22 protein-coding genes are annotated in these 23,560 nt (G+C 69.6%); 19 read left to right on the top strand and 3 right to left on the bottom strand.

Translation table 11 applies throughout. The features are described 5' to 3' along the window. The first annotated feature begins 3 nt into the window (after positions 1–3). The 6 genes from CSC78_RS12235 to CSC78_RS12210 are packed head-to-tail and all read left to right on the top strand — an operon-like array spanning position 4 to position 6,903. Entirely contained in the window at positions 4–627 is a 624-nt protein-coding gene (locus CSC78_RS12235; protein WP_162338136.1) for a 2-dehydro-3-deoxy-6-phosphogalactonate aldolase, read from the top strand. Further along, positions 624–1,775 (top strand): galactonate dehydratase, encoded by a 1,152-nt coding sequence (dgoD, locus tag CSC78_RS12230; RefSeq protein ID WP_162338135.1) that lies wholly within the window; start codon positions 624–626, stop codon positions 1,773–1,775. The genes CSC78_RS12235 and dgoD overlap by 4 nt, the downstream gene beginning before the upstream one ends. Then, entirely contained in the window at positions 1,753–2,679 is a 927-nt protein-coding gene (locus CSC78_RS12225) for an SMP-30/gluconolactonase/LRE family protein (protein ID WP_162338134.1), read from the top strand. Before dgoD ends, CSC78_RS12225 begins: the two co-directional genes overlap by 23 nt. Further along, positions 2,676–3,584: a 2-dehydro-3-deoxygalactonokinase gene (locus CSC78_RS12220; protein ID WP_162338133.1), complete on the top strand. Its 909-nt coding sequence runs from the start codon at positions 2,676–2,678 to the stop codon at positions 3,582–3,584. Before CSC78_RS12225 ends, CSC78_RS12220 begins: the two co-directional genes overlap by 4 nt. 10 nt (positions 3,585–3,594) lie before the next feature. Then, positions 3,595–5,271 (top strand): glycoside hydrolase family 43 protein, encoded by a 1,677-nt coding sequence (locus CSC78_RS12215; RefSeq protein ID WP_379609033.1) that lies wholly within the window; start codon positions 3,595–3,597, stop codon positions 5,269–5,271. 21 nt (positions 5,272–5,292) lie between these two features. Further along, positions 5,293–6,903: a family 43 glycosylhydrolase gene (locus tag CSC78_RS12210; RefSeq protein WP_162338132.1), complete on the top strand. Its 1,611-nt coding sequence runs from the start codon at positions 5,293–5,295 to the stop codon at positions 6,901–6,903. Between the two features lie 9 nt (positions 6,904–6,912). On the opposite strand, the gene cydX is transcribed toward CSC78_RS12210, so the two are convergent. The 3 genes from cydX to CSC78_RS12195 are packed head-to-tail and all read right to left on the bottom strand — an operon-like array spanning position 6,913 to position 9,780. Beyond that, complete coding sequence (gene cydX / locus CSC78_RS12205) at positions 6,913–7,038, bottom strand: cytochrome bd-I oxidase subunit CydX (protein ID WP_162338131.1); 126 nt, start codon at positions 7,036–7,038, stop codon at positions 6,913–6,915. 11 nt (positions 7,039–7,049) lie between these two features. Continuing rightward, positions 7,050–8,195 carry a cytochrome d ubiquinol oxidase subunit II gene (gene cydB, locus CSC78_RS12200; protein WP_162338130.1) on the bottom strand — a complete coding sequence of 382 codons (1,146 nt, stop codon included), beginning with the start codon at positions 8,193–8,195 and terminating at the stop codon, positions 7,050–7,052. Between the two features lie 13 nt (positions 8,196–8,208). Next, positions 8,209–9,780: a cytochrome ubiquinol oxidase subunit I gene (locus CSC78_RS12195; protein ID WP_162338129.1), complete on the bottom strand. Its 1,572-nt coding sequence runs from the start codon at positions 9,778–9,780 to the stop codon at positions 8,209–8,211. Positions 9,781–9,983: 203 nt separating this feature from the next. Between CSC78_RS12195 and ccoN the strand changes: the two genes are divergently transcribed. The 13 genes from ccoN to CSC78_RS12130 all read left to right on the top strand — a co-directional run bounded on the left by ccoN (position 9,984) and on the right by CSC78_RS12130 (position 23,454). Continuing rightward, positions 9,984–11,423 carry a cytochrome-c oxidase, cbb3-type subunit I gene (gene ccoN / locus CSC78_RS12190; RefSeq protein WP_162338128.1) on the top strand — a complete coding sequence of 480 codons (1,440 nt, stop codon included), beginning with the start codon at positions 9,984–9,986 and terminating at the stop codon, positions 11,421–11,423. Positions 11,424–11,435: 12 nt separating this feature from the next. Beyond that, positions 11,436–12,056 carry a cytochrome-c oxidase, cbb3-type subunit II gene (gene ccoO, locus CSC78_RS12185; protein ID WP_162338127.1) on the top strand — a complete coding sequence of 207 codons (621 nt, stop codon included), beginning with the start codon at positions 11,436–11,438 and terminating at the stop codon, positions 12,054–12,056. A 3-nt stretch (positions 12,057–12,059) separates the two neighbouring features. Next, positions 12,060–12,200 (top strand): cbb3-type cytochrome oxidase subunit 3, encoded by a 141-nt coding sequence (locus CSC78_RS12180; protein WP_162338126.1) that lies wholly within the window; start codon positions 12,060–12,062, stop codon positions 12,198–12,200. Then, positions 12,197–13,132, top strand: a complete 936-nt coding sequence (gene ccoP / locus CSC78_RS12175; RefSeq protein WP_162338125.1) for a cytochrome-c oxidase, cbb3-type subunit III — start codon at positions 12,197–12,199, stop codon at positions 13,130–13,132. Before CSC78_RS12180 ends, ccoP begins: the two co-directional genes overlap by 4 nt. Then, positions 13,129–13,425: a hypothetical protein gene (locus tag CSC78_RS12170; protein ID WP_056880835.1), complete on the top strand. Its 297-nt coding sequence runs from the start codon at positions 13,129–13,131 to the stop codon at positions 13,423–13,425. Before ccoP ends, CSC78_RS12170 begins: the two co-directional genes overlap by 4 nt. A 121-nt stretch (positions 13,426–13,546) precedes the next feature. After that, positions 13,547–15,136, top strand: coding sequence for a 4Fe-4S dicluster domain-containing protein (locus CSC78_RS12165; RefSeq protein ID WP_162338124.1), 1,590 nt, complete (start codon positions 13,547–13,549; stop codon positions 15,134–15,136). Further along, entirely contained in the window at positions 15,133–15,669 is a 537-nt protein-coding gene (locus tag CSC78_RS12160) for a FixH family protein (protein WP_238391262.1), read from the top strand. Before CSC78_RS12165 ends, CSC78_RS12160 begins: the two co-directional genes overlap by 4 nt. Before the next feature lie 8 nt (positions 15,670–15,677). Continuing rightward, the gene (locus CSC78_RS12155; protein WP_162338123.1) at positions 15,678–18,050 is read left to right on the top strand and encodes a heavy metal translocating P-type ATPase; all 2,373 of its coding nucleotides are present in this window, start codon (positions 15,678–15,680) and stop codon (positions 18,048–18,050) included. Next, positions 18,047–18,241 carry a cbb3-type cytochrome oxidase assembly protein CcoS gene (gene ccoS / locus CSC78_RS12150; RefSeq protein ID WP_062351317.1) on the top strand — a complete coding sequence of 65 codons (195 nt, stop codon included), beginning with the start codon at positions 18,047–18,049 and terminating at the stop codon, positions 18,239–18,241. Before CSC78_RS12155 ends, ccoS begins: the two co-directional genes overlap by 4 nt. Beyond that, positions 18,231–18,956, top strand: a complete 726-nt coding sequence (locus CSC78_RS12145) for a sulfite exporter TauE/SafE family protein (protein WP_162338122.1) — start codon at positions 18,231–18,233, stop codon at positions 18,954–18,956. The genes ccoS and CSC78_RS12145 overlap by 11 nt, the downstream gene beginning before the upstream one ends. Beyond that, a complete protein-coding gene (cydD, locus tag CSC78_RS12140) occupies positions 18,953–20,641 on the top strand; it encodes a thiol reductant ABC exporter subunit CydD (protein WP_162338121.1) in 1,689 nt (562 codons plus the stop codon). Before CSC78_RS12145 ends, cydD begins: the two co-directional genes overlap by 4 nt. Further along, positions 20,638–22,317, top strand: a complete 1,680-nt coding sequence (gene cydC / locus CSC78_RS12135) for a thiol reductant ABC exporter subunit CydC (protein ID WP_162338120.1) — start codon at positions 20,638–20,640, stop codon at positions 22,315–22,317. The genes cydD and cydC overlap by 4 nt, the downstream gene beginning before the upstream one ends. A 261-nt stretch (positions 22,318–22,578) precedes the next feature. Beyond that, positions 22,579–23,454, top strand: a complete 876-nt coding sequence (locus CSC78_RS12130; RefSeq protein WP_238391261.1) for an ankyrin repeat domain-containing protein — start codon at positions 22,579–22,581, stop codon at positions 23,452–23,454. Positions 23,455–23,560: the final 106 nt, after the last annotated feature.

Genomic DNA, 23,560 nt, shown 5'->3' with positions numbered 1-23,560 from the left:
CGCATGCACGCGCCTACCCTCCCCTTCGCCCTGCCGCTGATTGCGATCCTGCGCGGCATCACGCCCGACGAGGCGCATGCGCACGTCGGCGCGCTGGTGGACGAGGGTTACGACGCCATCGAGATCCCGGCCAATTCGCCGGACTGGGAGCGCAGCGTACGCATCGCGTCGGACGCGTTCGGCGAGCGCGCGCTGATCGGTGCAGGCACCGTGCTGACGACCGGCGACGTCGATGCGCTGGTGGCCGCCGGTGGCCGCCTGATGGTGACGCCGAACACGCGGCCGCCGGTGATCCGGCATGCCGTCGACCGCGGCCTGCACGTCGCCGCCGGCGTCGCCACCGCCAGCGAGGCTTTCGATGCGCTCGAGGCGGGCGCGCAGATGCTCAAGCTGTTCCCCGCTTCCGTCTACGGACCGGCGATGGTGCGCGCCCTGCGCAGCGTGCTGCCGCCGGTTCCCCTATTCGCCGTCGGTGGCGTCACGCCCGACACCCTCTCCGGCTACCTCTCAGCCGGCTGTCAGGGCGCCGGCATCGGCGGCGAACTCTACACGCCCGGCCAGGCGGTCGAACGCACGCGCGAGCACGCGCGACGCTTCCGCCAGGCCTACCTGGACCACGCCGCATGAAGATCGTCCGCCTCACCACGTACCACGCGGCACCGCGCTGGCTGTTCCTCAAGGTGGAGACCGACGAGGGCATCAGCGGCTGGGGCGAGCCGGTCATCGAGGGACGCGCGCACGCGGTGGAAGCCGCCGTGCACGAACTCGGCGACTATCTCGTCGGCCAGGATCCGGCGCGCATCAACGACCTGTGGCAGGTGCTGTACCGCGGCGGCTTCTATCGCGGCGGCGCGATCCTGATGAGCGCCATCGCCGGCATCGACCAGGCGCTGTGGGACATCAAGGGCAAGGCCCTCGGCGTGCCGGTGTACCAGTTGCTCGGCGGGCTCGTCCGCGACCGCATGAAGACCTACCGCTGGGTCGGTGGCGACCGTCCTGCCGACATCGTCGCGCAGATGCAGCGCTACCAGGCGCAGGGGTTCGATACGTTCAAGTTCAACGGCACCGAGGAGCTGAAGCTGATCGACAGCCCGCGCGCGATCGATGCCGCCGTCGCCAAGGTCGCCGCGATCCGCGAGGCGATGGGCGACCGCGTCGATTTCGGCATCGACTTCCACGGCCGCGTCAGCGCGCCGATGGCCCGCGTGCTGCTGCGCGAACTGGCGCCGTTCAAGCCGCTGTTCGTCGAGGAGCCGGTGCTGCCGGAGCAGTGGGAGTACTACCGGCCACTGTCCGATGCGACCTCGATTCCGCTCGCCGCGGGCGAGCGCATGTATTCCCGCGCCGAGTTCAAGCCGGTGCTCGCCGCCGGCGGCCTGGCCATCCTGCAACCCGACCTGTCGCACGCCGGCGGCATCACCGAATGCGTGAAGATCGCGGCGATGGCCGAAGCCCACGACGTTGCGCTGGCACCGCACTGTCCGCTGGGCCCGGTGGCGCTGGCCGCCTGCCTGCAGGTGGACTTCGTTGCCCACAACGCGATGCTGCAGGAACAGAGCATCGGCATCCATTACAACGAGGGCGCCGACCTGCTGGACTACGTCGCCAACAAGGACGATTTCCGCTGCGACGCCACCGGCAGCATCGCCGCGCTGCCGAAACCCGGCCTGGGCGTGGAGATCGACGAGGCGCGTCTGGTCGACGCGAACCGGCAGCCGCCGCGCTGGCGCAACCCGCTGTGGCGGCATGCCGATGGCAGCGTGGCCGAGTGGTGAGCCCGTGACCGCGGCGCTGGCGACCCTGGCCGTCGACAGCCGCTGTGCGCTGGGCGAAGGCATCCTGTGGTGCGAGCGTCGGCGCGTGCTGTACTGGACCGACATCCTGGCCGCGGAACTGTGGCGGCACGATCCCGCGAGCGGCCACACGCATACGTGGTCGTTGCCGGCGCCGCTCGGCTGCTTGGCGCTGGCCGAGGATGGGCGGCTGCTGCTCGGCCTGGCCAAGGCGCTGCACGCGGGCGATGTCGAAGCGCAGCTGGACCGGCGCGACCTGCTGACGACGAAGCTCGCGGATGTCGAGGCGGACGAGCCGTCGACCCGCGTCAACGACGGTCGCGCCGACCGCCATGGCGGCTTCGTCTTCGGCACCAAGAGCGAACATGCGGACCTGCGGCCCATCGGCCGCTTCCACCAGTACACCGCCGCGCACGGGCTGCGCGAACTCGCGCTGCCGCGCGCGGCGATACCGAACTCGATCTGCTTCGACGCCGACGGGACGACGATGTACTTCTGCGACTCGGTGGTGCCGCGCATCCTGCGCTGCCGCTACGACGCGGCGACTGCGACGGTGTCGGACATCGGCGTGTTCGTCGGCCTGGACACGCCGGGCGCGGAGCCCGACGGTTCGATCATCGACCATGAAGGCGCGCTGTGGAACGCGCAATGGGGCGCGGGGCGCGTCGTGCGCTACCTGCCCGACGGCCGGCTGGACCGCATCGTGCGCACGCCGGCATCGCAGCCGTCGTGCTGCGTACTGGCGGGCGACACGCTCTACCTCACCAGCGCGCGCGTCGGTCTGGACGACGCCGCGCTGGCAGAGCAGCCGCTGGCCGGCGGCGTGTTCGCGCATGACGCCGGGCGAGCGCTCACCCGCGCGACGGACCGGGTGCGCCTGCCATGATCGCGGTCGACTGGGGTACCAGCAGCCTGCGCCTGTACCGGCTGGCCGACGACGGCCAGGTCCGCGAGCGCCGCCGCAGCGACCAGGGCGTGCTGGCCTGCGACGGCCGCTTCGGCGACGTGCTCGCACGCGAGATCGCCGGCTGGGACGATGGCGACGTCCTGCTGTGCGGCATGGTGGGCGGGCGCGGCGGTTGGCACGAGATGCCTTACCTGCCCTGCCCCGCCGGCAACCACGCACTCGCGCTCGGGATGCAGCGCTTCCAGCCGCCGGGTTTCGACGGACGCGCGCTCTGGCTTGTGCCGGGCCTGCGCGACAGCGATTCCGACCGCGTGCCCGACGTGATGCGCGGCGAGGAAACGCAACTGGCCGCCCTGCTGGATGTGCTCACCGCCGGCACCCACCTGGTCTGTCTGCCCGGCACCCACAGCAAGTGGGTCACGGTGCGCGACGGCCAGGTGCGGCGCATCGCCACCGCAATGACCGGCGAACTGTATGCGCTGCTGCGCCAGCACAGCATCCTGGGTCGGCTGATGCCGGCCGGCGACGTGCGCTTCGATGGCTATGCGTTCGACGCGGGCCTCAAGCGCAGCGAAGACGCTGGCGGCCTGCTGCACCACCTGTTCGGCGTGCGCACGACCGGCCTGTTCCAGCAGTTCGCCGAGCCCGCGCTGCCGTCGTACCTCTCCGGGCTGCTGATCGGACACGAACTGCGCGCCTCGGGCCTGTTCTCGCACGCACCACGGCCGGCGCAGGTCCACCTGATCGGCAACGACCGCCTGCTGGCGTCGTACGCCCACGCCCTCACCACGCTCGGGGTGGGCGTGCAGCGCCATCCCGAAGACCTGGCCGCACGCGGCCTGCATGCCCTGTGGGCGCGGCGCATGAGCGCCGCCACGACCTGAGGAATACACGATGCTGACGCGGTGCGCGCTGACACTGGTGATGACGCTGTCGATGATGGCTCCAGCCCTGGCCGGCGACGCGGTCTTCCGCGACGTGCGCTACAGCGGCGACGACGGAGGCCCGGCGGTCGATGCCACGCAGTACAGGAATCCGGTGGTCGCCGGCTTCTATCCGGATCCCTCGGCGATCCGCGTCGGCGACGACTTCTACCTGGTCACCTCGACGTTCGGCTACTTCCCGGGCCTGCCGGTCTTCCACAGCACCGACCTGGTGTCGTGGACGCAGGTCGGCAATGCGATCCATCGTCCGGACCAGATCAACTATGGCGAGAAGGAAGAACTGACGCGTGGCCTGTTCGCCGCCACGCTCGCGCACCACGACGGCACGTTCTACATCGCCAATACCTGCTTCTACTGCGACCGCGGCAACTTCGTCGTCACCGCGAAGGACCCGGCCGGACCATGGTCGGATCCAATCTGGCTGGGCGTCAGCGGCATCGATCCCTCGCTGTTCTTCGACGACGACGGCAGCGCGTGGGTGGTCCACAACGACGTGCCCGACGGCAAGCTGCGTTACGACGGCCACCGCGCGATCTGGCTGCAGCGCTTCGATTTCGGCAAGCGCGAACGCGTCGGCGAGCGCCTCCTGCTGGTGGACGGCGGCGCCGATCCGGCGACGAACCCGGAACACATCGAGGGGCCGCACGTCTTCAAGCACGACGGCTGGTATTACCTGACCGCCGCCGAGGGCGGCACGGGCGAGCAGCATGCGCAGATGGTGTGGCGCAGCCGCGCACTCACCGGCCCCTATGTGCCGTCGCCCTCCAACCCGTCGCTGACCCAGCGCGACCTCAACCCGGCACGTCCGGATCCGGTGACCTCCACCGGCCATGCGCAGTTCGTGAAGCTCAAGGATGGCACGTGGTGGGCGGTGTTCCTGGCCACGCGTCCGTACCGCGGCAACCAGTACAACCTGGGGCGTGAGACCTTCCTGCTGCCGGTGACGTGGAAGGACGGTTGGCCGGTGATCCTGCCGCGCGGCGAACGCGTGCCGATGGTCGTGCAGCGGCCCGACCTGCCACGCAATCCGCAGCCCTTGCCGACCAGCGGGCCGATGGCGTGGACCGAACGTTTCGATGCGCCCACGCTTCCGCTGTCGTGGATGACGCTGCATCCGCCGCAGACCCGCTGGTACACCACGGGCAAGGCGGGGCTGACGATCACGCCCGGCACGATGCCGCTGGGCGCGTTCGGCACGGCGCCGGGGCAGCCGTCCTACCTCGCGCATCGCCTGCAGCACCACAAGGCGACGCTGGAAACCACGCTCGCCTCGTTCGCACCGGTCGAGGGTGAACTGGCGGGACTCGCGCTGCTGCAGAACGAGTACGGCCACTACGTGCTCGGCGTCGAACGCGACGCGCAGGGACTGGCCGTGTCGCTGTATCGGCGCAGCAGCCGCGAGGGCGCGAAGACGGGCGACCGGCTGGCGCGGATCCCGCTGGACGGGAAACAGGGGCCCGTGTCGCTGCGTTTCCGCCTCGACGGCCCGCGGCTGGAGGCGGACTACGCGATGGCGTCCGGCGAGTGGAAGCCCGTCGCCACCGGCCTGGACGCCAGCCTGCTGAGCGTGGAGACGGCCGGCGGCTTCATCGGCAACACGTTCGGCCCCTACGCCGTACGTCGCTGACCGCACGATCCAGGAGTCCGCATGCCTGGCACTTCGCGTCGCGCCCTGTTCAAGGCCGGACTCGCCGGCCTGGCCACCTGGCCGCTGTCGTCGCGCGCGATGACGGACACGGCTTGCGTGCCGACGTCGCCAGCGCATGCGACCGGCGTCGAAGGCCAGCGCAAGGCCGAGCTCGGCGACGGCACCTACCTCAACCCCATCGTCGCCGGCGATCGCCCGGATCCGACCATCCTCAAGGACGGCGACAACTACTACCTGACGTTCTCGTCGTTCGACGCCTATCCCGGGCTGGTGATCTGGCATTCGACCGACCTGGTCAACTGGACGCCGCTGGGTCCTGCGCTGCACACGAACGTCGGGACCGTGTGGGCGGTCGACCTGTGCCGGCACGGCGACCGCTACTTCATCTACCTGCCGACGCTGGCACCGGGAGGCGCATGGAAGATCCACGCGATCTGGGCCGACGACATCCGCGGCCCGTGGAGCGCGCCGGTCGATCTGCGCATCGACGGCTGCATCGATCCCGGCCATGCGGTCGGTGAAGACGGCAAGCGCTATCTGTTCGTCAACGGCATCCGCAAGGTGCGCCTGACCGACGACGGCCTGGCGACCGATGGCGCGCTGGAACACGCCTACCGTCCGTGGCGCTATCCGGACGACTGGATCACCGAGAACTTCGCGCCGGAGGGCCCCAAGCTGACGCGGCGTGGCGACTGGTTCTATCTGGTCACCGCGGTCGGCGGCACCGCGGGCCCCGTGACCGGCCACATGGTGATCGCCGCGCGCTCGCGTTCGATCCACGGCCCCTGGGAACACTGTCCGCAAAATCCGCTGGTGCGCACGCTGAGCGAAGCCGAACCCTGGTGGTCGCGTGGCCATGCGACGCTGGTCGAAGGTCCCGCCGGCGACGGGTGGATGGTCTACCACGGCTACGAGAACGGCTATCGCACGCTCGGCCGGCAGACGCTGCTGGAGCCGATCGAATGGACGGAGGATGGCTGGTTCCGCGCGCGCGGCGGCGATCTCTCCAAACCTCTACCGTCACCTCGCGGCGGCGAGCAAAGCCGGGCCGGCATCGCATTGTCGGACGACTTCTCGAACAACCGGCTCGGGACGCAATGGACGTTCCATGCGCCGCGGCCGAACGAGATGCAGCGCGTGCGTTACGGAACGCGATCGATACGCCTGGCCGGTGCCGGCACGTCGCCTGCCGACGGCAGCCCCCTGACCTGCATCGTCGGCGACCGCAGCTATCAGGCCGAAGTCACGCTGACCCTGGTCGACGGCGGAGAAGGCGGCCTGCTGTTGTTCTACAACCCGAAGGCCTTCGTCGGCCTCGGCTGCACCGCGGACGGGCTGCGCGTGTTCCAGTACGCGGAGGAACAGACCTGGGCGCGGCAGGCACTGCCGACGCGACGGGTGCGCCTGCGCCTGACCAACGACCACCACGTCGTGACCTGGCATCACTCGCACGACGACGGCCGCACCTGGACGCGGCTGGATACGCGGATGGAAGTGTCCGGCCTGCACCACAACGTGTTCGGCGGCTTCCTCAGCCTGCGCATCGCGCTGTACAGCGCAGGCGCGGGCGCGGTGGCGTTCAGCGACTTCCGTTATCGCGCACTCGCCTGACGCGTGCCGCTATGCGTCGCGATCCTCGCGGTCGTTGTTCTCGCGGTCGTTCTCGCGCATCTCGTACCACATGCCGTTGAGGATGGCGAAGCTCGCCGCCAGGCCGGCGCCCAGGATCCAGCTGAAGTACCACATGGGGGTGCTCCTCAGTACGCGTTGGGGTTGCGGCCCATGCCGTCCTGGTCGACCTTGCCGCGCAGCACGCGGAAGACCCAGGCGGTGTAGAGCAGGACGATGGGCAGGAAGACCACCGTCGCCAGCAGCATGATGAAGAGCGTCATGTGGCTGGACGATGCGTCCCACAGCGTCAGGCTGGACCCGGGCTGCGTGGACGACGGCAGCAGGAACGGGAACGCCGCCACGCCGAGCGTCAGGATGATGGCCGCGATGCTCGACGACGACGACAGGAAGGCCAGGCCGGCGCGACCGGTGCGCAGCAGCGCCGCACTCGACAGCGCCCCCACCACGCCCAGCACCGGCAGCAGCCACGCCAGCGGCCAGCGCGCGTAGTTCTCCATCCACGCACCGGGTTGCGCCACCACCACCTTGGCCAGGGGATTCGAGGCACCGGCGGGATCCATCGCCACCTGCAGCGCATACCCGTCGATGCGCGCGACCCAGAGACCGCCGATCACGAACAGCACCGCCGTGGCCAGCGCCGCGATGCTGCCGTAGCGCCGGGCGCGCGCGGCAATGTCGCCGGAGGTCTTCATCGCCAGCATGCCGGCGCCGTGCATCACCAGCATCGCCACGCTGACCAGGCCGCACAGCAGCGCGAAGGGCGTCAGCAGGCCGAACAGCCCGCCCTCGTAGAAGATCCGCAGCGTGTCGTCGAAATGGAACGGCACGCCGAGCAGCACGTTGCCCATCGCAACGCCGAACACCAGCGACGGCACCAGCCCGCTGACGAACAGCGACCAGTCCCAGGCCGCACGCCAGCGCGGGTCGGGCACCTTGCTGCGGAACTTGAAGCCGACCGGCCGCAGGATCAGCGCGAACAGGATCAGGAACATCGCGATGTAGAACCCGGAGAAGCTGACCGCGTACAGCGGCGGAAACGCGGCGAAGATCGCGCCGCCGCCGAGGATCAGCCACACCTGGTTGCCTTCCCACACCGGGCCGATGACGTTCAGCACGATGCGGCGCTCCTCGTCGGTGCGCGCCACCGCGGGCAGCAGCGTCGCGATGCCCAGGTCGAAGCCGTCCATCACTGCGAAGCCGATCAGCAGGATGCCCAGCAGCAGCCACCAGACCAGGCGCAGCGTGGCGTAGTCGAGGGGAATGGTGTCCATGCGTCGTCTCCCGTCAGCCCGCAGGGGCCGGTTGCGGCACGCCGTCCGCGTCCGGCGCGGGTTCGGACAGATGCTCGGGGCCCTTGAGGATCAGCTTGCGCATCAGCCAGACCTCGATGATGGCCAGCACCGTGTAGACCAGCACGAAGCCGGTCAGCGTGATCATGATCTGGTGCAGCTTCAGGCCGGAGGCGGCCAGGAACGTCGGCAGCACGCCGTCGATGATCCATGGCTGCCGCCCGTACTCGGCGATCAGCCAGCCCGCCTCGATCGCCACCCACGGCAGCGGCAGGCTCCAGAACGCCAGCTTCAGGAACCAGCGGTAGCGGTCCAGCCGCTGCCGGCTGGCGAGGTAGAACGCGACGGCGAAGAAGGCGATGAAGTAGAAGCCCAGGCCCACCATCAGGCGGAAACTCCAGAACAGCGGCGCCACGTGCGGCACGGTGTCGTGCGCGGCGCGCACGATCTCCTCCTCGGTCGCGTTGCCGATGTCCTCGCGGTAGCGCTTCAGCAGCAGGGCATGGCCGATGTCGCGCCAGTGCGCCTCGAACACGTAGCGCGCGGTGCCGTCGTGCTTGTTGGCACGCAGCTTCTGCAGCGCCTCGTAACCGAGCAGGCCGTTGCGGATGCGACCTTCGGCACGCTCCACCAGGTCCAGGATGCCCGGCATCTCGGTGTTGAACGAGCGCGTGCCGATCAACCCCATCACGTAGGGGATGTGCAGCGCGTAGTGGTTGGTCCGGGTCTTCTGGTCGGGGATGGCGAAGGCGTTGAAGCCGGCCGGTGCGGGCTCGGTCTCCCACATGGCCTCGATCGCCGCCAGCTTCATCTTCTGGTGTTCGCTGGTGGCGTAGCCGCTCTCGTCGCCCAGCACCACCACCGACAGCGCCGCGGCCAGGCCGAAGCTGGCGGCCACCGCCATCGAACGCTTGGCGAAATCCGCGTTGCGCCCACGCAGCAGGTAGAACGCGCTGATCGCCATGACGAACATGGCGCCGGTCACGTAGCCGGCGGAAACCGTGTGCACGAACTTGGCCTGCGCCACCGGGTTGAAGATCACCGCCATGAAGTCGGTGATCTCCATGCGCATGGTCTCGGGATTGAACACCGCCCCGACCGGGTTCTGCATCCAGCCGTTGGCGACCAGGATCCACAGCGCCGAGAAGTTGGAACCCAGCGCCACCAGCCACGTGACCACCAGGTGCTGCACCTTGCTCAGCCTGTCCCAGCCGAAGAAGAACAGGCCGATGAAGGTGGCTTCCAGGAAGAAGGCCATCAGGCCCTCGATGGCCAGCGGCGCACCGAAGATGTCGCCCACGTAGTGGCTGTAGTAGGACCAGTTCATGCCGAACTGGAACTCCATCACGATGCCGGTGGCCACGCCCATGGCGAAGTTGATGCCGAACAGCGTGCCCCAGAACAGGGTCATGCGCCGCCAGATGTCGCGCCCGGTCATGACGTAGACGCTCTCCATGATGGCGATCATGAAGGAGAGCCCCAGCGTCAGCGGCACGAACAGGAAGTGGTACATCGCCGTCAGCGCGAACTGCAGGCGGGAAAGCTCGACGACGGTCATGTCCGGCATGGGGGAGCTCCTGGGGCCTCGGGGGGATTCTAGACCCGTCCGTCGGCGCGGAGGGGGCGACCTTATGTCGCACCCGTCCGGCGGCCGGATACTCCATCATCGCGCCCTCGCCGGGGTCGCCCCGGGGAAGGGCTTGATCAGGATCAATGCGGTCCCTGCACGCGGGGACCGAGAATTCCGCCGTGGATAACAGGAGAGGTCGCATGCAAGGCGTCCAGGGGACTTACAACGACAAGGTAGTGCGCCAGTTCACGGTGATGACCGTGGTCTGGGGCATCGTGGGGATGCTGGTGGGGGTGCTGATCGCCGCCCAGCTGTACTGGCCGGCCCTGAATTTCGATCTGCCGTGGCTGAGCTACGGCCGGCTGCGGCCGCTGCACACCAACGCGGTGATCTTCGCGTTCGGCGGCTGCGCGCTGTTCGCCACCAGCCTGCACGTGGTGCAGCGGACCAGCCATGTGCGGCTGATCTCCGACAAGCTGGCCGCCTTCGTGTTCTGGGGCTGGCAGCTGGTCATCGTGTCCGCCGCCGTCTCGCTGCCGCTGGGCCTGACCCAGGGCAAGGAATACGCCGAGCTGATCTGGCCGATCGACGTGCTGATCGCGGTGGTCTGGGTGTCCTACGCCGTGCTGTTCTTCGGCACCATCGCCAAGCGCGCGGTCAAGCACATCTACGTGGCCAACTGGTTCTTCGGCGCGTACATCATCGCCGTGGCGCTGCTGCACATCGTCAACAGCCTGGCGCTGCCGAGCGGCCTGCTGCACTCCTACCCGGTCTACAGCGGCGCGGTCGACGCCATGGTGCAGTGGTGGTACGGCCACAACGCGGTGGGCTTCTTCCTGACCGCCGGCTTCCTGGGGATGATGTACTACTTCGTGCCGAAGCAGGCGGGCCGTCCGATCTACTCGTACCGCCTGTCGATCGTGCACTTCTGGGCGCTGATCGCCATCTACATGTGGGCCGGCCCGCACCACCTGCACTACACCGCGCTGCCGGACTGGGCGCAGAGCCTGGGCATGGTGTTCTCGCTGATCCTGCTGGCGCCCAGCTGGGGCGGCGCGATCAACGGCGTGATGACCCTGTCGGGCGTGTGGCACAAGCTGCGCACCGACCCCATCCTCAAGTTCCTGATCGTCTCGCTGTCGTTCTACATGATGTCGACCTTCGAAGGTCCCATGATGTCGATCAAGACGGTCAACTCGCTGAGCCATTACACCGACTGGACCATCGGCCACGTGCACGCCGGTGCGCTGGGCTGGGTGGCGATGATCACCATCGGCTCGGTGTACGCGCTGCTGCCCAAGCTGCTGGGCCGCGAGCAGATGTTCTCGGTCAAGGCCATCGACACCCACTTCTGGCTGCACACCCTGGGTGTGGTGTTCTACATCGCCTCGATGTGGATCGCCGGCGTGATGCAGGGCCTGATGTGGCGCGCCACCAATGCCGACGGCACGCTGACCTACAGCTTCGTCGAAGCGCTGAACGCCACCTACCCGTACTACCTGGTCCGCCTGGGCGGCGGCCTGCTGGTATTCGTCGGCATGCTGCTGATGGCCTGGAACACCTGGAAGACCTTCCAGGCGGCCAAGTCCACCGTGCCGCAACCGATCCTGCCGCCCGATGCCAGCCAAGCGCGCGCCTGAGGACCTGACGACATGAGCAACGGAAATTCACACGAGAAAGTCGAGAAGAACGTCGGCCTGATGGCCGTGCTGATCGCGGTGGCGGTGTCGTTCGGCGGCCTGGCCGAGATCGTCCCGCTGATGTTCCAGGCCGAGGCGATCAAGCCGCTGGAGGGCGTCAAGCCCTATCCGGCGCTGCAACTGGCCGGCCGCGACATCTACATCCGCGAGGGCTGCTACAACTGCCACTCGCAGATGGTGCGCACGCTGCGGTTCGAAACCGAACGCTACGGCCACTACTCGCTGGCCGGCGAATCGGTCTACGACCGCCCGTTCCAGTGGGGCAGCAAGCGCACCGGGCCGGACCTGGCCCGCGTGGGCGGGCGCTACTCCGACGACTGGCACCGCGTGCACCTGATCAATCCGCGCGACGTGGTGCCGGAGTCGAACATGCCGTCCTTCCCCTGGCTGGAGAACGCCAAGGTCGACGGCGCCGACATCGCCCAGCGCATGAAGACGCTGCAGCGCATCGGCGACCCGTACACCGACGAAGACATCGACAACGCCGCCACCGACGTGGAAGGCAGGACAGAACTGGACGCCGTGGTCGCCTACCTGCAAGGGCTGGGCAAGGCCGCGCCGAGGGGAGGCTGAGCCATGGTATCGGGGATCGTGACCGGGGCACTGATCGTGCTCTTCATCGCCGGCTGGGTGTGGGCGTGGAGCCCGCGCCGCAAGGCGGATTTCGACAATGCGGCGCGCATGCCGCTGGGTGAGGAAGGGGAGAACAACCCATGAGCGCAGGCTGGATCGGATTCATCGTCGCGCTGGTCGTACTGAACATCCTGGGTTGCGTGTGGCTGCTGTGGTGGACCGGCCGCCGCCGCCCGGGCGACCCGGCACCGGAAGACACCTCGCACGTGTGGGACGGCGACCTCACCGAGTACAACAAGCCGCTGCCGCGCTGGTGGATCAACCTGTTCTACATCACCATCGTCTTCAGCATCGGCTACATCGCGTGGTACGGCGGCCTGGGCGTCATTCCCGGCTATGCCAAGTGGTCCTCCTCGGGCGAACACGACGAAGTGAAGGCGGTGCAGGACAAGAAGCTGGAAGCCACGTTCGCGCCGTTCGCCAACCAGCCGATCGACCAGCTGGCCAAGGATCCGAAGGCGCTGGCACTGGGCCGCTCGATCTTCAACAACACCTGCGCCACCTGCCACGGCTCCACCGGCCAGGGCGCGACCGGCTACCCCAACCTGACCGACGGCATCTGGCACTGGGGCGGCACGCCGGACCTGGTACTGCAGACGGTGCTGGACGGCCGCGAGGGCGTGATGCCGGAATGGGGCACCGCATTGACCAGCATGGGCGGCCCCAACGCCGTCGACTACGTCATCGCCTACGTCAACGTGCTCAACGATCCGCAGGAAGGCATGAGCAACAACTTCATGGCCGCCCAGGGCAAGCCGCTGTACGATGGCCTCTGCGTCGCCTGCCACGGTGTGGACGGCAAGGGCAACCAGGAACTGGGCGCACCCGACCTGACCGACGACTACTGGCTGTACGGCAACAGCAAGGAAAGCATGCGCACGACGATCACCAAGGGCCGTCATGGCGTGATGCCCGCCCACCGCGAACTGCTGGGCGAGACGCGCGCGCGCCTCGTGGCCTCGTACGTCTGGTCGCTGTCGCACAAGGAGGGGCAGGCGTCCGCCGGCGCGCAATGACCGACTTCACCGAGCCCCGCCTCGACCATCCGCCCCGGCCGCTCGCGCAGCGCGTCGGGGCGGTGCTCTGGCCCAGTTTCTTCGCCGCCGGCGTGGCGACGATGGTGTTCTTCGCCTTCGTCGACCCGCTGACGCTGCGCGACATGACGTTCCCCGACCTGGCGATCAGCCGCGAACTCGGCTACACGCTGGGTTTCTTCATGTTCTGGCTGGCGACCGCCGCCAGCAGCCTGTTCACCTGGATCCTGCTGCGCCCGGCCAGCCGCTTCAACCGCGCGTTGCCGCCGGACTGAGCGCGCGTCCGCGCGCCACCACGGCTGCCGCTGCGCGCCGGTGGCGCGACCTGCGACAAACCGTCGCTCCCCGCTGCGCGCCGCCGGCGCGAGCATGACGCCAGCCAAGACAGACACCGCCATGTCCACGCCAGCCCCGCCCTCCCCTGCTCCCGACAGCAAGCGCCGCATTCCGCTGGATGTGGTCGATGCGCAGGGCAATTCGTTCTACGTCAGCGAACGCAAGGTCTACCCCCGCGACGTGGCGGGCACGCTCAACCGCCTGCGCGTGGCCGCGGTGTGGTGGCTGCTGGGCATGTACTACGTGTTCCCGTGGCTGCGCTGGGACGACCGGCAGGCCGTGCTGTTCGACCTGCCGGCGCGCAAGTTCTACGTGTTCGGCCTGGTGTTCTGGCCGCAGGATTTCCTGTTCCTGTCCATGCTGCTGATCATCGCGGCGATGTCGCTGTTCTTCTTCACCGCGCTGGCCGGCCGCCTGTGGTGCGGCTATGCCTGCCCGCAGACGGTGTGGACGGAAGTGTTCCTGTGGATGGAGCGCTGGACCGAAGGCGACCGCAGCGCGCGCATCAAGCTGGATGCTGCGCCGTGGAGCGCCAACAAGCTGCTGCGCAAGGGCGGCAAGCACGTGCTGTGGGCCGTGTTCGCGCTGTGGACCGGCTTTACCTTCGTCGGCTTCTTCACGCCCATCCTCGACCTCGGTGCACGCCTGTGGCCGTTCGCCTGGGGCGGCTGGGAAACCTTCTGGGTGTTCTTCTACGCGCTGGCCACGTGGGGCTTCGCCGGCTTCCTGCGCGAACAGGTGTGCAAGTACATGTGCCCCTACGCGCGCTTCCAGAGCGCGATGTTCGACCGCAACACCCTGATCATCGCCTACGACCCGATGCGCGGCGAGCCGCGCGGTCCGCGCAAGCGCGGTCTGGGCAGCGTGCTGGAGCGCGCCCGCGGGCTGCTGCAGAGCGCCACCGCCTACGACTACGTCATGCGCGCCAATGCGCATCCCAGCGCCGCCGACCAGCGGCTGGGGGCGCACGGCACCATCACGTTCGCCGGGGCCGGCGCGGTGATCGAACCGCTGCCGAAGTTCGCGCCCGAGCAACTGGGCGACTGCATCGACTGCACGATCTGCGTGCAGGTCTGTCCCACCGGCATCGACATCCGCAACGGCCTGCAGTACGAGTGCATCGCCTGCGGTGCGTGCATCGACGCGTGCGACGACGTGATGGACAAGATGGGCTATCCGCATGGCCTGATCCGCTACACCACGCAGAACGCCATCGACGGCAAGCCCTCCAAGGTGCTGCGCCCGCGCATCTTCGTCTATGGCGCCCTGCTGCTGGGCCTGGTGGCGGCGTGGAGCTGGGGCGTGTTCAACCGCGACGTGCTGATCGCGGAAGTCCTGCGCGACCGCAACGCGCTGTACCGCGAGGTGGCGGGTGACATGGTCGAGAACAGCTACACGCTCAAGCTGGTCAACAAGGACCAGCAGCCGCACCGTTATGCGGTGACGCTGGCCTCGGCATCGCCCGGCATCCGCCTGCGCGACGGCGAGCTGACGGCACGCGCCGAACCCGAGGAAGTCCTGTCGCTGGCCGTCACCGCCACCGCTCCCGCCACCCTGCGCGGCCGCCATGCCGTGACGTTCACCGTCCGCGACGTCGACACCGGCACCGAGAAGACCGTGGACAGCAGTTACTTCGGACCCATCCAATGACCATGAAACCCGCTGCTCTCGCCGGCGATGCTCCCGCCGCCAACACCCGCCCGTTCTGGAAGGAGCCGATGGTGTGGCTGGTATGGGGCCTGCCGCTGGCCTCGGTCGTGGCCGGCCTCTGGCTGGTGGTGACCGCCGTCCGTGCCGGCGGTGCCGATCCCGTCATCGACGACGTGCAGCGCGTGTCGCAGATCCAGACCACCGACCTGGGACCGGACGAACGCGCCGCGCAGCGCCAGCTCAGCGCCATCGTGCAGGTCCGTCCCGACCACGTGGAACTGACCGCGGTGACCGGCGAGTTCGATCGCGAGACCGCGCTCGTCCTGGTGCTGACGCACCCCACCGAAGCCGCGCAGGACGTGCGCCTGCCGCTGGCGCGCACGACCACCGGCTGGACCGCGCCCGCCGAGATCGACACGCGCCACGACTGGAACCTGCAGCTGTCGCCCGACAACCACCACTGGCGCATCCGCGGCCGCCTGCAGAAGGACACGCAGGCCTCGCGCCTGGCGCCCTCCCTCGGGGGCGGCTGAGTCCCGCGATGGACGCGCCCGTGGTGCCCTGCCATCACTGCGGCGAACCGGTCGCCAGCGGGCACCCGGTCACGGCGGGCGACCATGTCTTCTGCTGCGAGGGCTGCGCCGCCGCCGCGGCGTGGATCGAGGACGCGGACCTGGGCAGCTACTATCGCCTGCGCAGCGCGAACGCCAATCGCGTGCAGCCCGACCGGCTGGACCTGGACAGCTGGGACCGCAGCGAACTGCTGGACGAGCACAGCCGTGCCGTCGAGGGCGGCCGCGAGATCGTGCTGCTCACCGACGGCATGCGCTGCGCCGCCTGCGCCTGGCTGATCGACCGCGCGCTCGCCCGTGAAGCCGGCGTGCTCGACACCACCGCCAACGCCGTCACCGGCCGCATCCGCATCGCCTGGGATCCGGCGCGCACGAAACTCTCCGCGCTGCTGCAGCGCCTGGCGATGCTCGGCTACCGCCCCTATCTCGCCACCGGCGATGCACGCGAACAGGCACGCCTGTCCGAACGCCGGCGCTGGCTGCTGCGGCTGGGCGTGGCGGGCCTCGGTTCGCTGCAGGCGATGATGCTGGCCGAAGCGCTGTATCTCGACGTCAACGCGACGATGCCGTTGCCGACGCGCGACCTGTTCCGCTGGCTGACCTTCCTGGTCAGCACGCCGGTGGTGTTCTACAGCGGCTGGCCGTTCCTGGCCGGCATGGCGCGCGAACTGCGCGCACGCCACGTGGGCATGGACACGCTGATCGCCAGCTCCACCCTGCTCGCCTACTTCGCCAGCCTGGTCGAGACCATCCGCGGCGGCACGCACGTCTGGTACGACGCGGCGGTGATGTTCGTGTTCCTGCTGCTGGCCGCGCGCATGCTGGAACAGCGCGCGCGCAACGTCGCCACCGCGCAGGTGGACGCGCTGGCGCGGGCGCAGCCGGTGTTCGCGATCCGCGAGCGCGACGACGGCACCCGGGAATCGGTACCGCCGTCCGCGCTGCGGAGGGACGACGTGGTCTGCCTGCCGGCCGGCGAAGGCGTGCCCGCCGACGGCGTACTGCTGGATGGCGCAGCGGATTTCGAGGAAGCGCTGTTGACCGGCGAATCCCGGCCCGTGCGCCGCCACGCGGGCGAGACGGTCTACGCCGGCACCACCTGCCGCGAACGGCCCGCGCGGCTGCGCGTCACCGCCACCGGCACATCGACACGCCTGTCGCAGCTGGCGGAACTGGTGGACCGCGCGCAGGGCCACCGCCCGCCGCTGGCACGCGCCGCCGACCGCATCGGGCGGCATTTCGTACTGACGCTGCTGGTGCTCGCGGTGGCCGTCTACACCGGCTGGCGGTTCTACCAGCCGGAGCGCGCGTTCGAAGTGACGCTGGCCCTGCTGGTGATCAGCTGCCCGTGCGCGCTGTCGCTGTCGGTGCCGGCGGTGCTGGCGGCCGCGCACGGCGCGCTGGCCCGCTGCGGCGTGCTCGCCCCGCGGCCCGAAGCGCTGGATACGCTGGCACGCGCGACCGACGTCGTGTTCGACAAGACCGGCACGCTCAGCGACGGCCGCCCTGCACGCGTCGCCGTGGACGTCTTCGGCGAACTGGGCACGGAGGCGGCCACGCGGGTGGTCGCCGCGCTGGAGCAGGACAGCGGCCATCCGATCGCCACCGCCTTCGCCGATGTCGACGCGCGCGATGCCGCCACGTCCGTCGTCGCCCGCGCAGGCCTGGGCGTGGAAGGCGATGTCGACGGCCGCCACTGGCGCTTCGGCCGCGCCGACTGGGCCGCAGGCCGCGACGACGACGGCGCGCTGTGGCTGGGCGATGGCGAACGCGGCGTGGCCCGCTTCACCCTCGACGAGAAGCCGCGCGACGATGCCGCGGCAGCCCTTGCGGCGCTGCGCGCGCAGGGCATGCGCATCCATCTGGCCAGCGGCGACGGCGATGCGGCGGTGCGGCGGCTGGCGCAGGCGCTCGGCATCGATGCGACGCTCGCCCGCCAATCACCGGAAGACAAGCTGGCGCGCGTGCGGCAACTGCAGTCCGAAGGCCGCATCGTCGCGATGGTCGGCGATGGCCTCAACGACGCGCCGGTGCTGGCCGGTGCCGACGTGTCGGTCGCGATGGGCGAAGGCGCGCCGCTGGCGCAACAGGCCGCGGATCTGGTGGCCACCGGACCTTCCCTGCTGCGCATCGCCGACGCCGTGCGCATCGCGCGCCTGTCGCGCCGGCTGGTGAAGCAGAACCTGGCCTGGTCGGCCGGCTACAACCTGCTCGCCGTGCCGCTGGCGGCCGCCGGCATGGTGACGCCGTGGATCGCGGCGCTGGGGATGGCGGTATCCTCGCTGGTGGTCACCCTCAACGCGCTGCGGCTGGCGCGCACGTCCACGGAGATGGCGGCATGAACATCCTGCTGATGCTGTTGCCGATCAGCCTGGTCCTGCTGGGCCTGGCGATCGCCGCGTTCGCGTGGGCGGTGCGCAAGGGCCAGTTCGACGACCTCGACACGCCCGCGCTGGACATCCTCGACGATGCACCCGCGAAGCCGCGTGCGCCGGCCGCGCCGCCCGTCCGCGAAGGCGACGATGGCGCCTGACGTTCCGGTCCTGCTCGCCGCGCTGCTGGCCGGCCTGGTGGGCAGTACGCATTGCGCGGTGATGTGCGGCGGCATCGCCACCGGTTTTTCCGCCGTGTCTTCGCGCCAGGGCTGGGGCAGCGCGCTGCAGCTCAACCTCGGACGCGTCGCCGGCTACACGCTCGCGGGTGCGCTGGTCGGTGCGTTCGGCGGTGGCCTGCTATCGCTGGCGCGGCACGAGACCGCCGTGCTCGCCATGCGCGTCGGCGTGGGACTGGCGCTGGTGGTGCTGGCGCTGCGCCTGCTCGACCAGCGTGGCCGGCTCGATTTCCTCGCCCGTCCAGGCGCGAAGCTGTGGCAGGCGCTGCGTCCGCTGCATGCGCGCGTGCTGCCGGCCGACACGCTGCCGCGCAGGCTGGCGGCGGGCGCGCTGTGGGGCTGGCTGCCGTGCGGACTGAGCCTCAGCCTGCTGACGGTGGCGTGGCTGCAGGCCAATGCGCGCGATGCCGCGCTGACGATGGCGATGTTCGGCCTGGGCACGCTGCCGATGATGGTGACGCTGACCTGGTCCGGCGCACGCCTCGGCCGCCACTGGCAGCGCACGTCGGTGCGTCGCGCGGCGGCCGGCTTCGTGCTCTTTGCTGGCGTGCTGACGATCGCCTCGCCGTGGCTGATGCGGCATCCCGCGCTGCACGGCGTGCTCGCCGCGCTCGGCTGCCAGCCGCTGGCCACATGAGCCGCGAAGCAACGGCGGCGCCGACGGGCGCCTCGGCGAAAGCACGTCTGCGGGCCATCGGCGATGTCGCGCGCAACCCGCTGCGCGCCGCCGCTGCATCGGGTGTGGCCGGCGGGGTGCTGGTACTGCCGCAGGCCGCGCTGATCGCGGCGTGCCTGCAGCGTGCGCTCGTCGACCATGCGCCGCCCGCCACGCTGCTGCCACTGCTCCTCGCGCTGCTCGCGACGCTGCTGCTCCGGGCCGGATTGGCGTGGGCGGGCCGGCGCCTCGCCGACCGCGCGGTCGAAACCATCCGCATCGACCTGCGCGCGCGCATCGCGCGCGGCCTGGTCGCGCGCGGGCCGGTCTGGGTACGGTCGCAGCAGAGCGGCGCGCTGGCCGAACGGATGGGTGCGCATGTGGATGCGCTGGAAGGGTACTTCGGCGGCTTCGTGCCGTTGCGGGCGGAAGTGGTGGGCGTGCCGCTGGCGATCCTGCTCGCCGCGTTCTTCGTCGACCGTACCGTCGGGCTGGTCCTGCTGCTGACGATGCCGCTGGTGCCCATCTTCATGATGCTGGTCGGCTGGGGCGCGCAGGCAGCCAGCCAACGGCAGTTGCAGGCGCTGACACGGATGGGGGGCCACTTCGCCGATCGCCTGCGTGGCCTCGGGCTGATCCGGCTGTACGGCCGGGGCGACGCCGAACTGCAGGGCATCCGCGCCGCCGCCGAGGAACTGCGCGTGCGCAGCCTGCGCGTGCTCCGCATCGCCTTCCTGTCGTCGGCGGTGCTGGAGTTCTTCGCCTCGCTCAGCGTCGCGATGATCGCGCTGTACCTGGGCCTGAGCTACCTGGGCATGCTGGACCTGCGCGCCACGCCGCTGACGCTCGGCATGGGCGTGTTCTGCCTGTTGCTGGCGCCGGAGTTCTACGCGCCGCTGCGGCGCCTCGCCACGCATTACCACGACCGCGCCGCAGCACTGGCGGCGATGGACGAGATCGCGATGGTGCTGGAAGACGATGTTCCTGTCGTCACGGACGACGGCGTCGGGACGTCGGACGCCTCGGCACCGCTCGTCAGCGCGCGCGGCATCGCGCTGCGCCATCCCGCCGCCACGCACGACGTACTGCGCGACATCACGCTCGACCTTGGACGCGATCAGCACGTCGCACTCACGGGCGCCAGCGGCGATGGCAAGAGCACGCTGCTGGAAGCGCTGGCCGGCTGGCTGCCGGTGCACTCGGGAAGCCTGCAGCGCGCGCCCGGCCTGCGCATCGGCTATGCGCCGCAGCGCCCGTTCCTGTTCGCCGGAACCTTGCGCGACAACCTTCGCATGGCGAAAGCCGATGCTTCCGATGCGGAACTGGAACAGGCTGCCGAGGCGGCGCAGGTGATGCGCTTCGCGGCACGGTTACCGGACGGGCTGGACACGGTGATCGGCGAACGCGGCTTCGGCCTGTCGGGCGGCGAAGCGCGACGCGTGGCGCTGGCGCGCGTGTTCCTGCGCGACCCCGACCTGCTGCTGCTCGACGAGCCCACCGCCTTCCTCGATCCCGACACCGAGGCCGCCGTACTGCTGGCGATCCTCCGGTTCGCGAAGGGCCGCGGCGTACTGATGGCCACCCACAGCGACGCGGCACAGGCGACGATGATGCAGGTCTGGCACGTGCGCGACGGTCGCCTGCACAGGGGAAGACACGCGCCATGAACGCGCACAAGGACGACCGCACGACCACGCTGCGCGACGTACTTGCGCGTCATCGCCTGCGCATCGCCTGGTCGGTCGGCCTGCTGTTGCTGACCCTGCTCGCGGGCACCGCCCTGCTCGGCCTGTCCGGGCACTTCCTCACGGCCGCCGCACTGGCAGGCAGCGCCGCGGTCGGCTTCAACTTCTTCGGGCCATCCGCCGGCATCCGCGCGCTGACCTTCGTGCGCATCCTGTCGCGCTACGGCGAGAAGCTGCTCGGCCACGACGTGACGCTGCGCATCGCGCGCGACCTGCGCACCTGGTTCTTCGCCCGCGCGCTGCCGCTGGCGCCGCTGGGACTCGGCCGTTTCCGCATCGGCGAACTGATGGCGCGGCTGATGGCCGACATCGATGCGGTCGACGGCCTGCTGGTGCGCGCTATCGGCCCCCTGCTCGCGGTACTGGCGCTGTGCCTGCTGGCGACGCTGGTGGCGCTCGCGGTACTGCCGGCGGCCGGCCTTGTGCTGCTGGCGGCGCTGTCGCTCATCGCGGCGCTGGCGCCCTGGCTGGCCGTGCGCAGCGTGGCAGCGCTGGAAGACGAACGCGCGATGGCACGCATGCGCCTGCGTGCCGCCGTGCAGGAAGGCGTCGAGGGCCAGCAGGATCTGGTGGCGATGGACGCCACCGCGGCGTGGCGGGCGGCGCTGGATGAGCGGAGTCGTGAGGTTGCCCGATGGGAAGACCGGCGCAAGCAGCGACTCGCACTGGCCACGCTGGCGCATGCGCTCGTCACCGCGGTCGCCTTGCCGTCGATGCTGTGGGTATTGCTGACGGCCGTGCACGCCGCTCGCATCGGTGCCGCCGCGGCAGGCGGACTGTTCTTCATGACGGTCGCCCTGCTGGAGGCCTGCGCGACGATCGCGCCGGCGTGGCAGGCATGGCGCGCAGCGATGGTTGCCGGACGGCGACTGGAAGCGGCGGTCGATGGGTCGTCCACCGTGGACGCCATGCGCGCCGGCCCGCAAGTACCGGCATCGCAGGGTGCGCTGGCGCTGGAGGATGTCGTATTCGCCTGGCCGGGCACGACGCGGCAAGTGCTGGACGGTGCCAGCCTCCGCATCGCGCCCGGCGAACGCGTGCTGGTCGCGGGCGACAGCGGCGAAGGCAAGTCGTCGCTGCTGGCGCTGGTGCTTGGATTGCAGGCACCCCAGGCAGGAAGGGTCTCGTTCGCTGGCGACGATCTGGCGACCCTGCACCCGGCGGATTGGCATGCGCGCATCGCGTGGTTGCCGCAGGACGCACCGGTGTTCTCAGGCAGCGTGCGCGAGAACCTGCGACTCGGTGATCCCGATGCCGACGACGAACGGTTATGGCGCGCGCTGGCCCAGGTGAAGCTGGACGCCCGCTTTCGCGATGCCGGCCTGGATACCTGGGTGGGCGAGAACGGCGCGACGCTGTCGGCCGGCCAATCACGCCGCCTCGCGCTGGCCCGCGCCCTGCTGCGCGACACGCCGCTGCTGCTGCTCGACGAGCCTACCGAAGGCCTCGACCAGGACACGGCGGATGCGCTGATGCGGGACTTCGCCGAGGTCGCCGGCGGGCGCAGCTTGCTCATCATCAGTCATGGCAGCGTGCCCGTGAGTGTCGTGCACGCGCGCTACCGCTTGCGCGATGGGCGACTGGAACGCTGCCCGTAGACGTTCATGGCAACGGTGTGAGCAGCGCGCGCCGATGAAGGCGCCAGATGCGTTCGCGACAAGAGCACCTCAGCACCCCGGATGATTGCCCCGGTTCAGAAACGAGCCCCTCCGATGCGGCAACGTGAGTTGCGCCGATAGACAAAACGCACTAGCTTCGTTCCGACGCAGCCGATTGGCCGGGTGATGCCCAGCCGGATGCGCTGGCGGACGGGCAGACACCCCGCCACCGATCGGATCGGACATGCGTGATCGCCGTCGTTGCAGGAAGCATCAGGGATCGGGATGGTGGCAGCCAATGCACTGACAAGGAAGCTGGTCCACGCCGTCGCCGGACTCTGCGCGGCACTGCTGCTGACCGCCTGCCTGCAGGCGCCGCCGCCGACCTCGCGGTCGTTCCTGGACCTGGAACAGTCCTTCCCCGGCAATCCCAAGGCGCAGGCGCTGGCGGTGGCCGCCGAGCACGGCGATACCCGCGAAGTCCGCCGGCTGATGAAGGAGGAAGGCGTCGACCCGGACACCGTCTTCAGCCCCGAAGGCCTGCCGCTGCTCGCTTGGCCGATCCTCACCGGCAACCCGGCCGGGCTGAAGGCGATGCTGGAGAATGGCGCCGATCCCAATGCCGCCGAACTTCATCCCCTGCAGCACACGACGCGATTCAAGGGCCGGATACGAAACAACGCCATGGTCTGGGCGGCCAAGGCCGATGATCCGATCTACCTGCGGCTGCTGCTGGATCATGGCGGCGATCCGGATACGCGCAACAGTAATGGCGAAACCCTCCTGCTGCAGGCCCGCCTGATGGGCAACCAGTGGGAGAACGTGAAGCTGCTGGTCGAGCGTGGGGCGGATGTGAATGCCAAGAGTCAGAGCATGGCTTTCGTTGATGAATACGCTGGCCTAGGGGGGTTCATGCACACCCATTGGCTGCTGGAGCACGGAGCCCGTCCGGAGCAGTACACCATCGAATCCATCTTCTGGCACCCGGGCGATTCCAAGAACCCGGAGTGGCAGCGCCGGTGCCAGCAATGGCTGCTCCAGCGCGGCTACCAGCGCCCCCCCATGCCCGACAGCTACCGCCGGATGCGCGAGGCCTTCGGCTTCCCAACCGACGAGAAGGACATCCCGTTGTTATGACAGGCATGGACGACAGGAACTCGAATGTTTGCCGTGATGAGGCCATCGACCGCAGGCATGCGAACCGCGACGACATGGGGCGGAACGCCAACGCAACGATGGTCGC

This window comes from Pseudoxanthomonas japonensis (genome assembly GCF_010093445.1).
GTDB lineage: Bacteria > Pseudomonadota > Gammaproteobacteria > Xanthomonadales > Xanthomonadaceae > Pseudoxanthomonas_A > Pseudoxanthomonas_A japonensis.
This window is presented reverse-complemented; position numbering and strand designations above follow the sequence as displayed.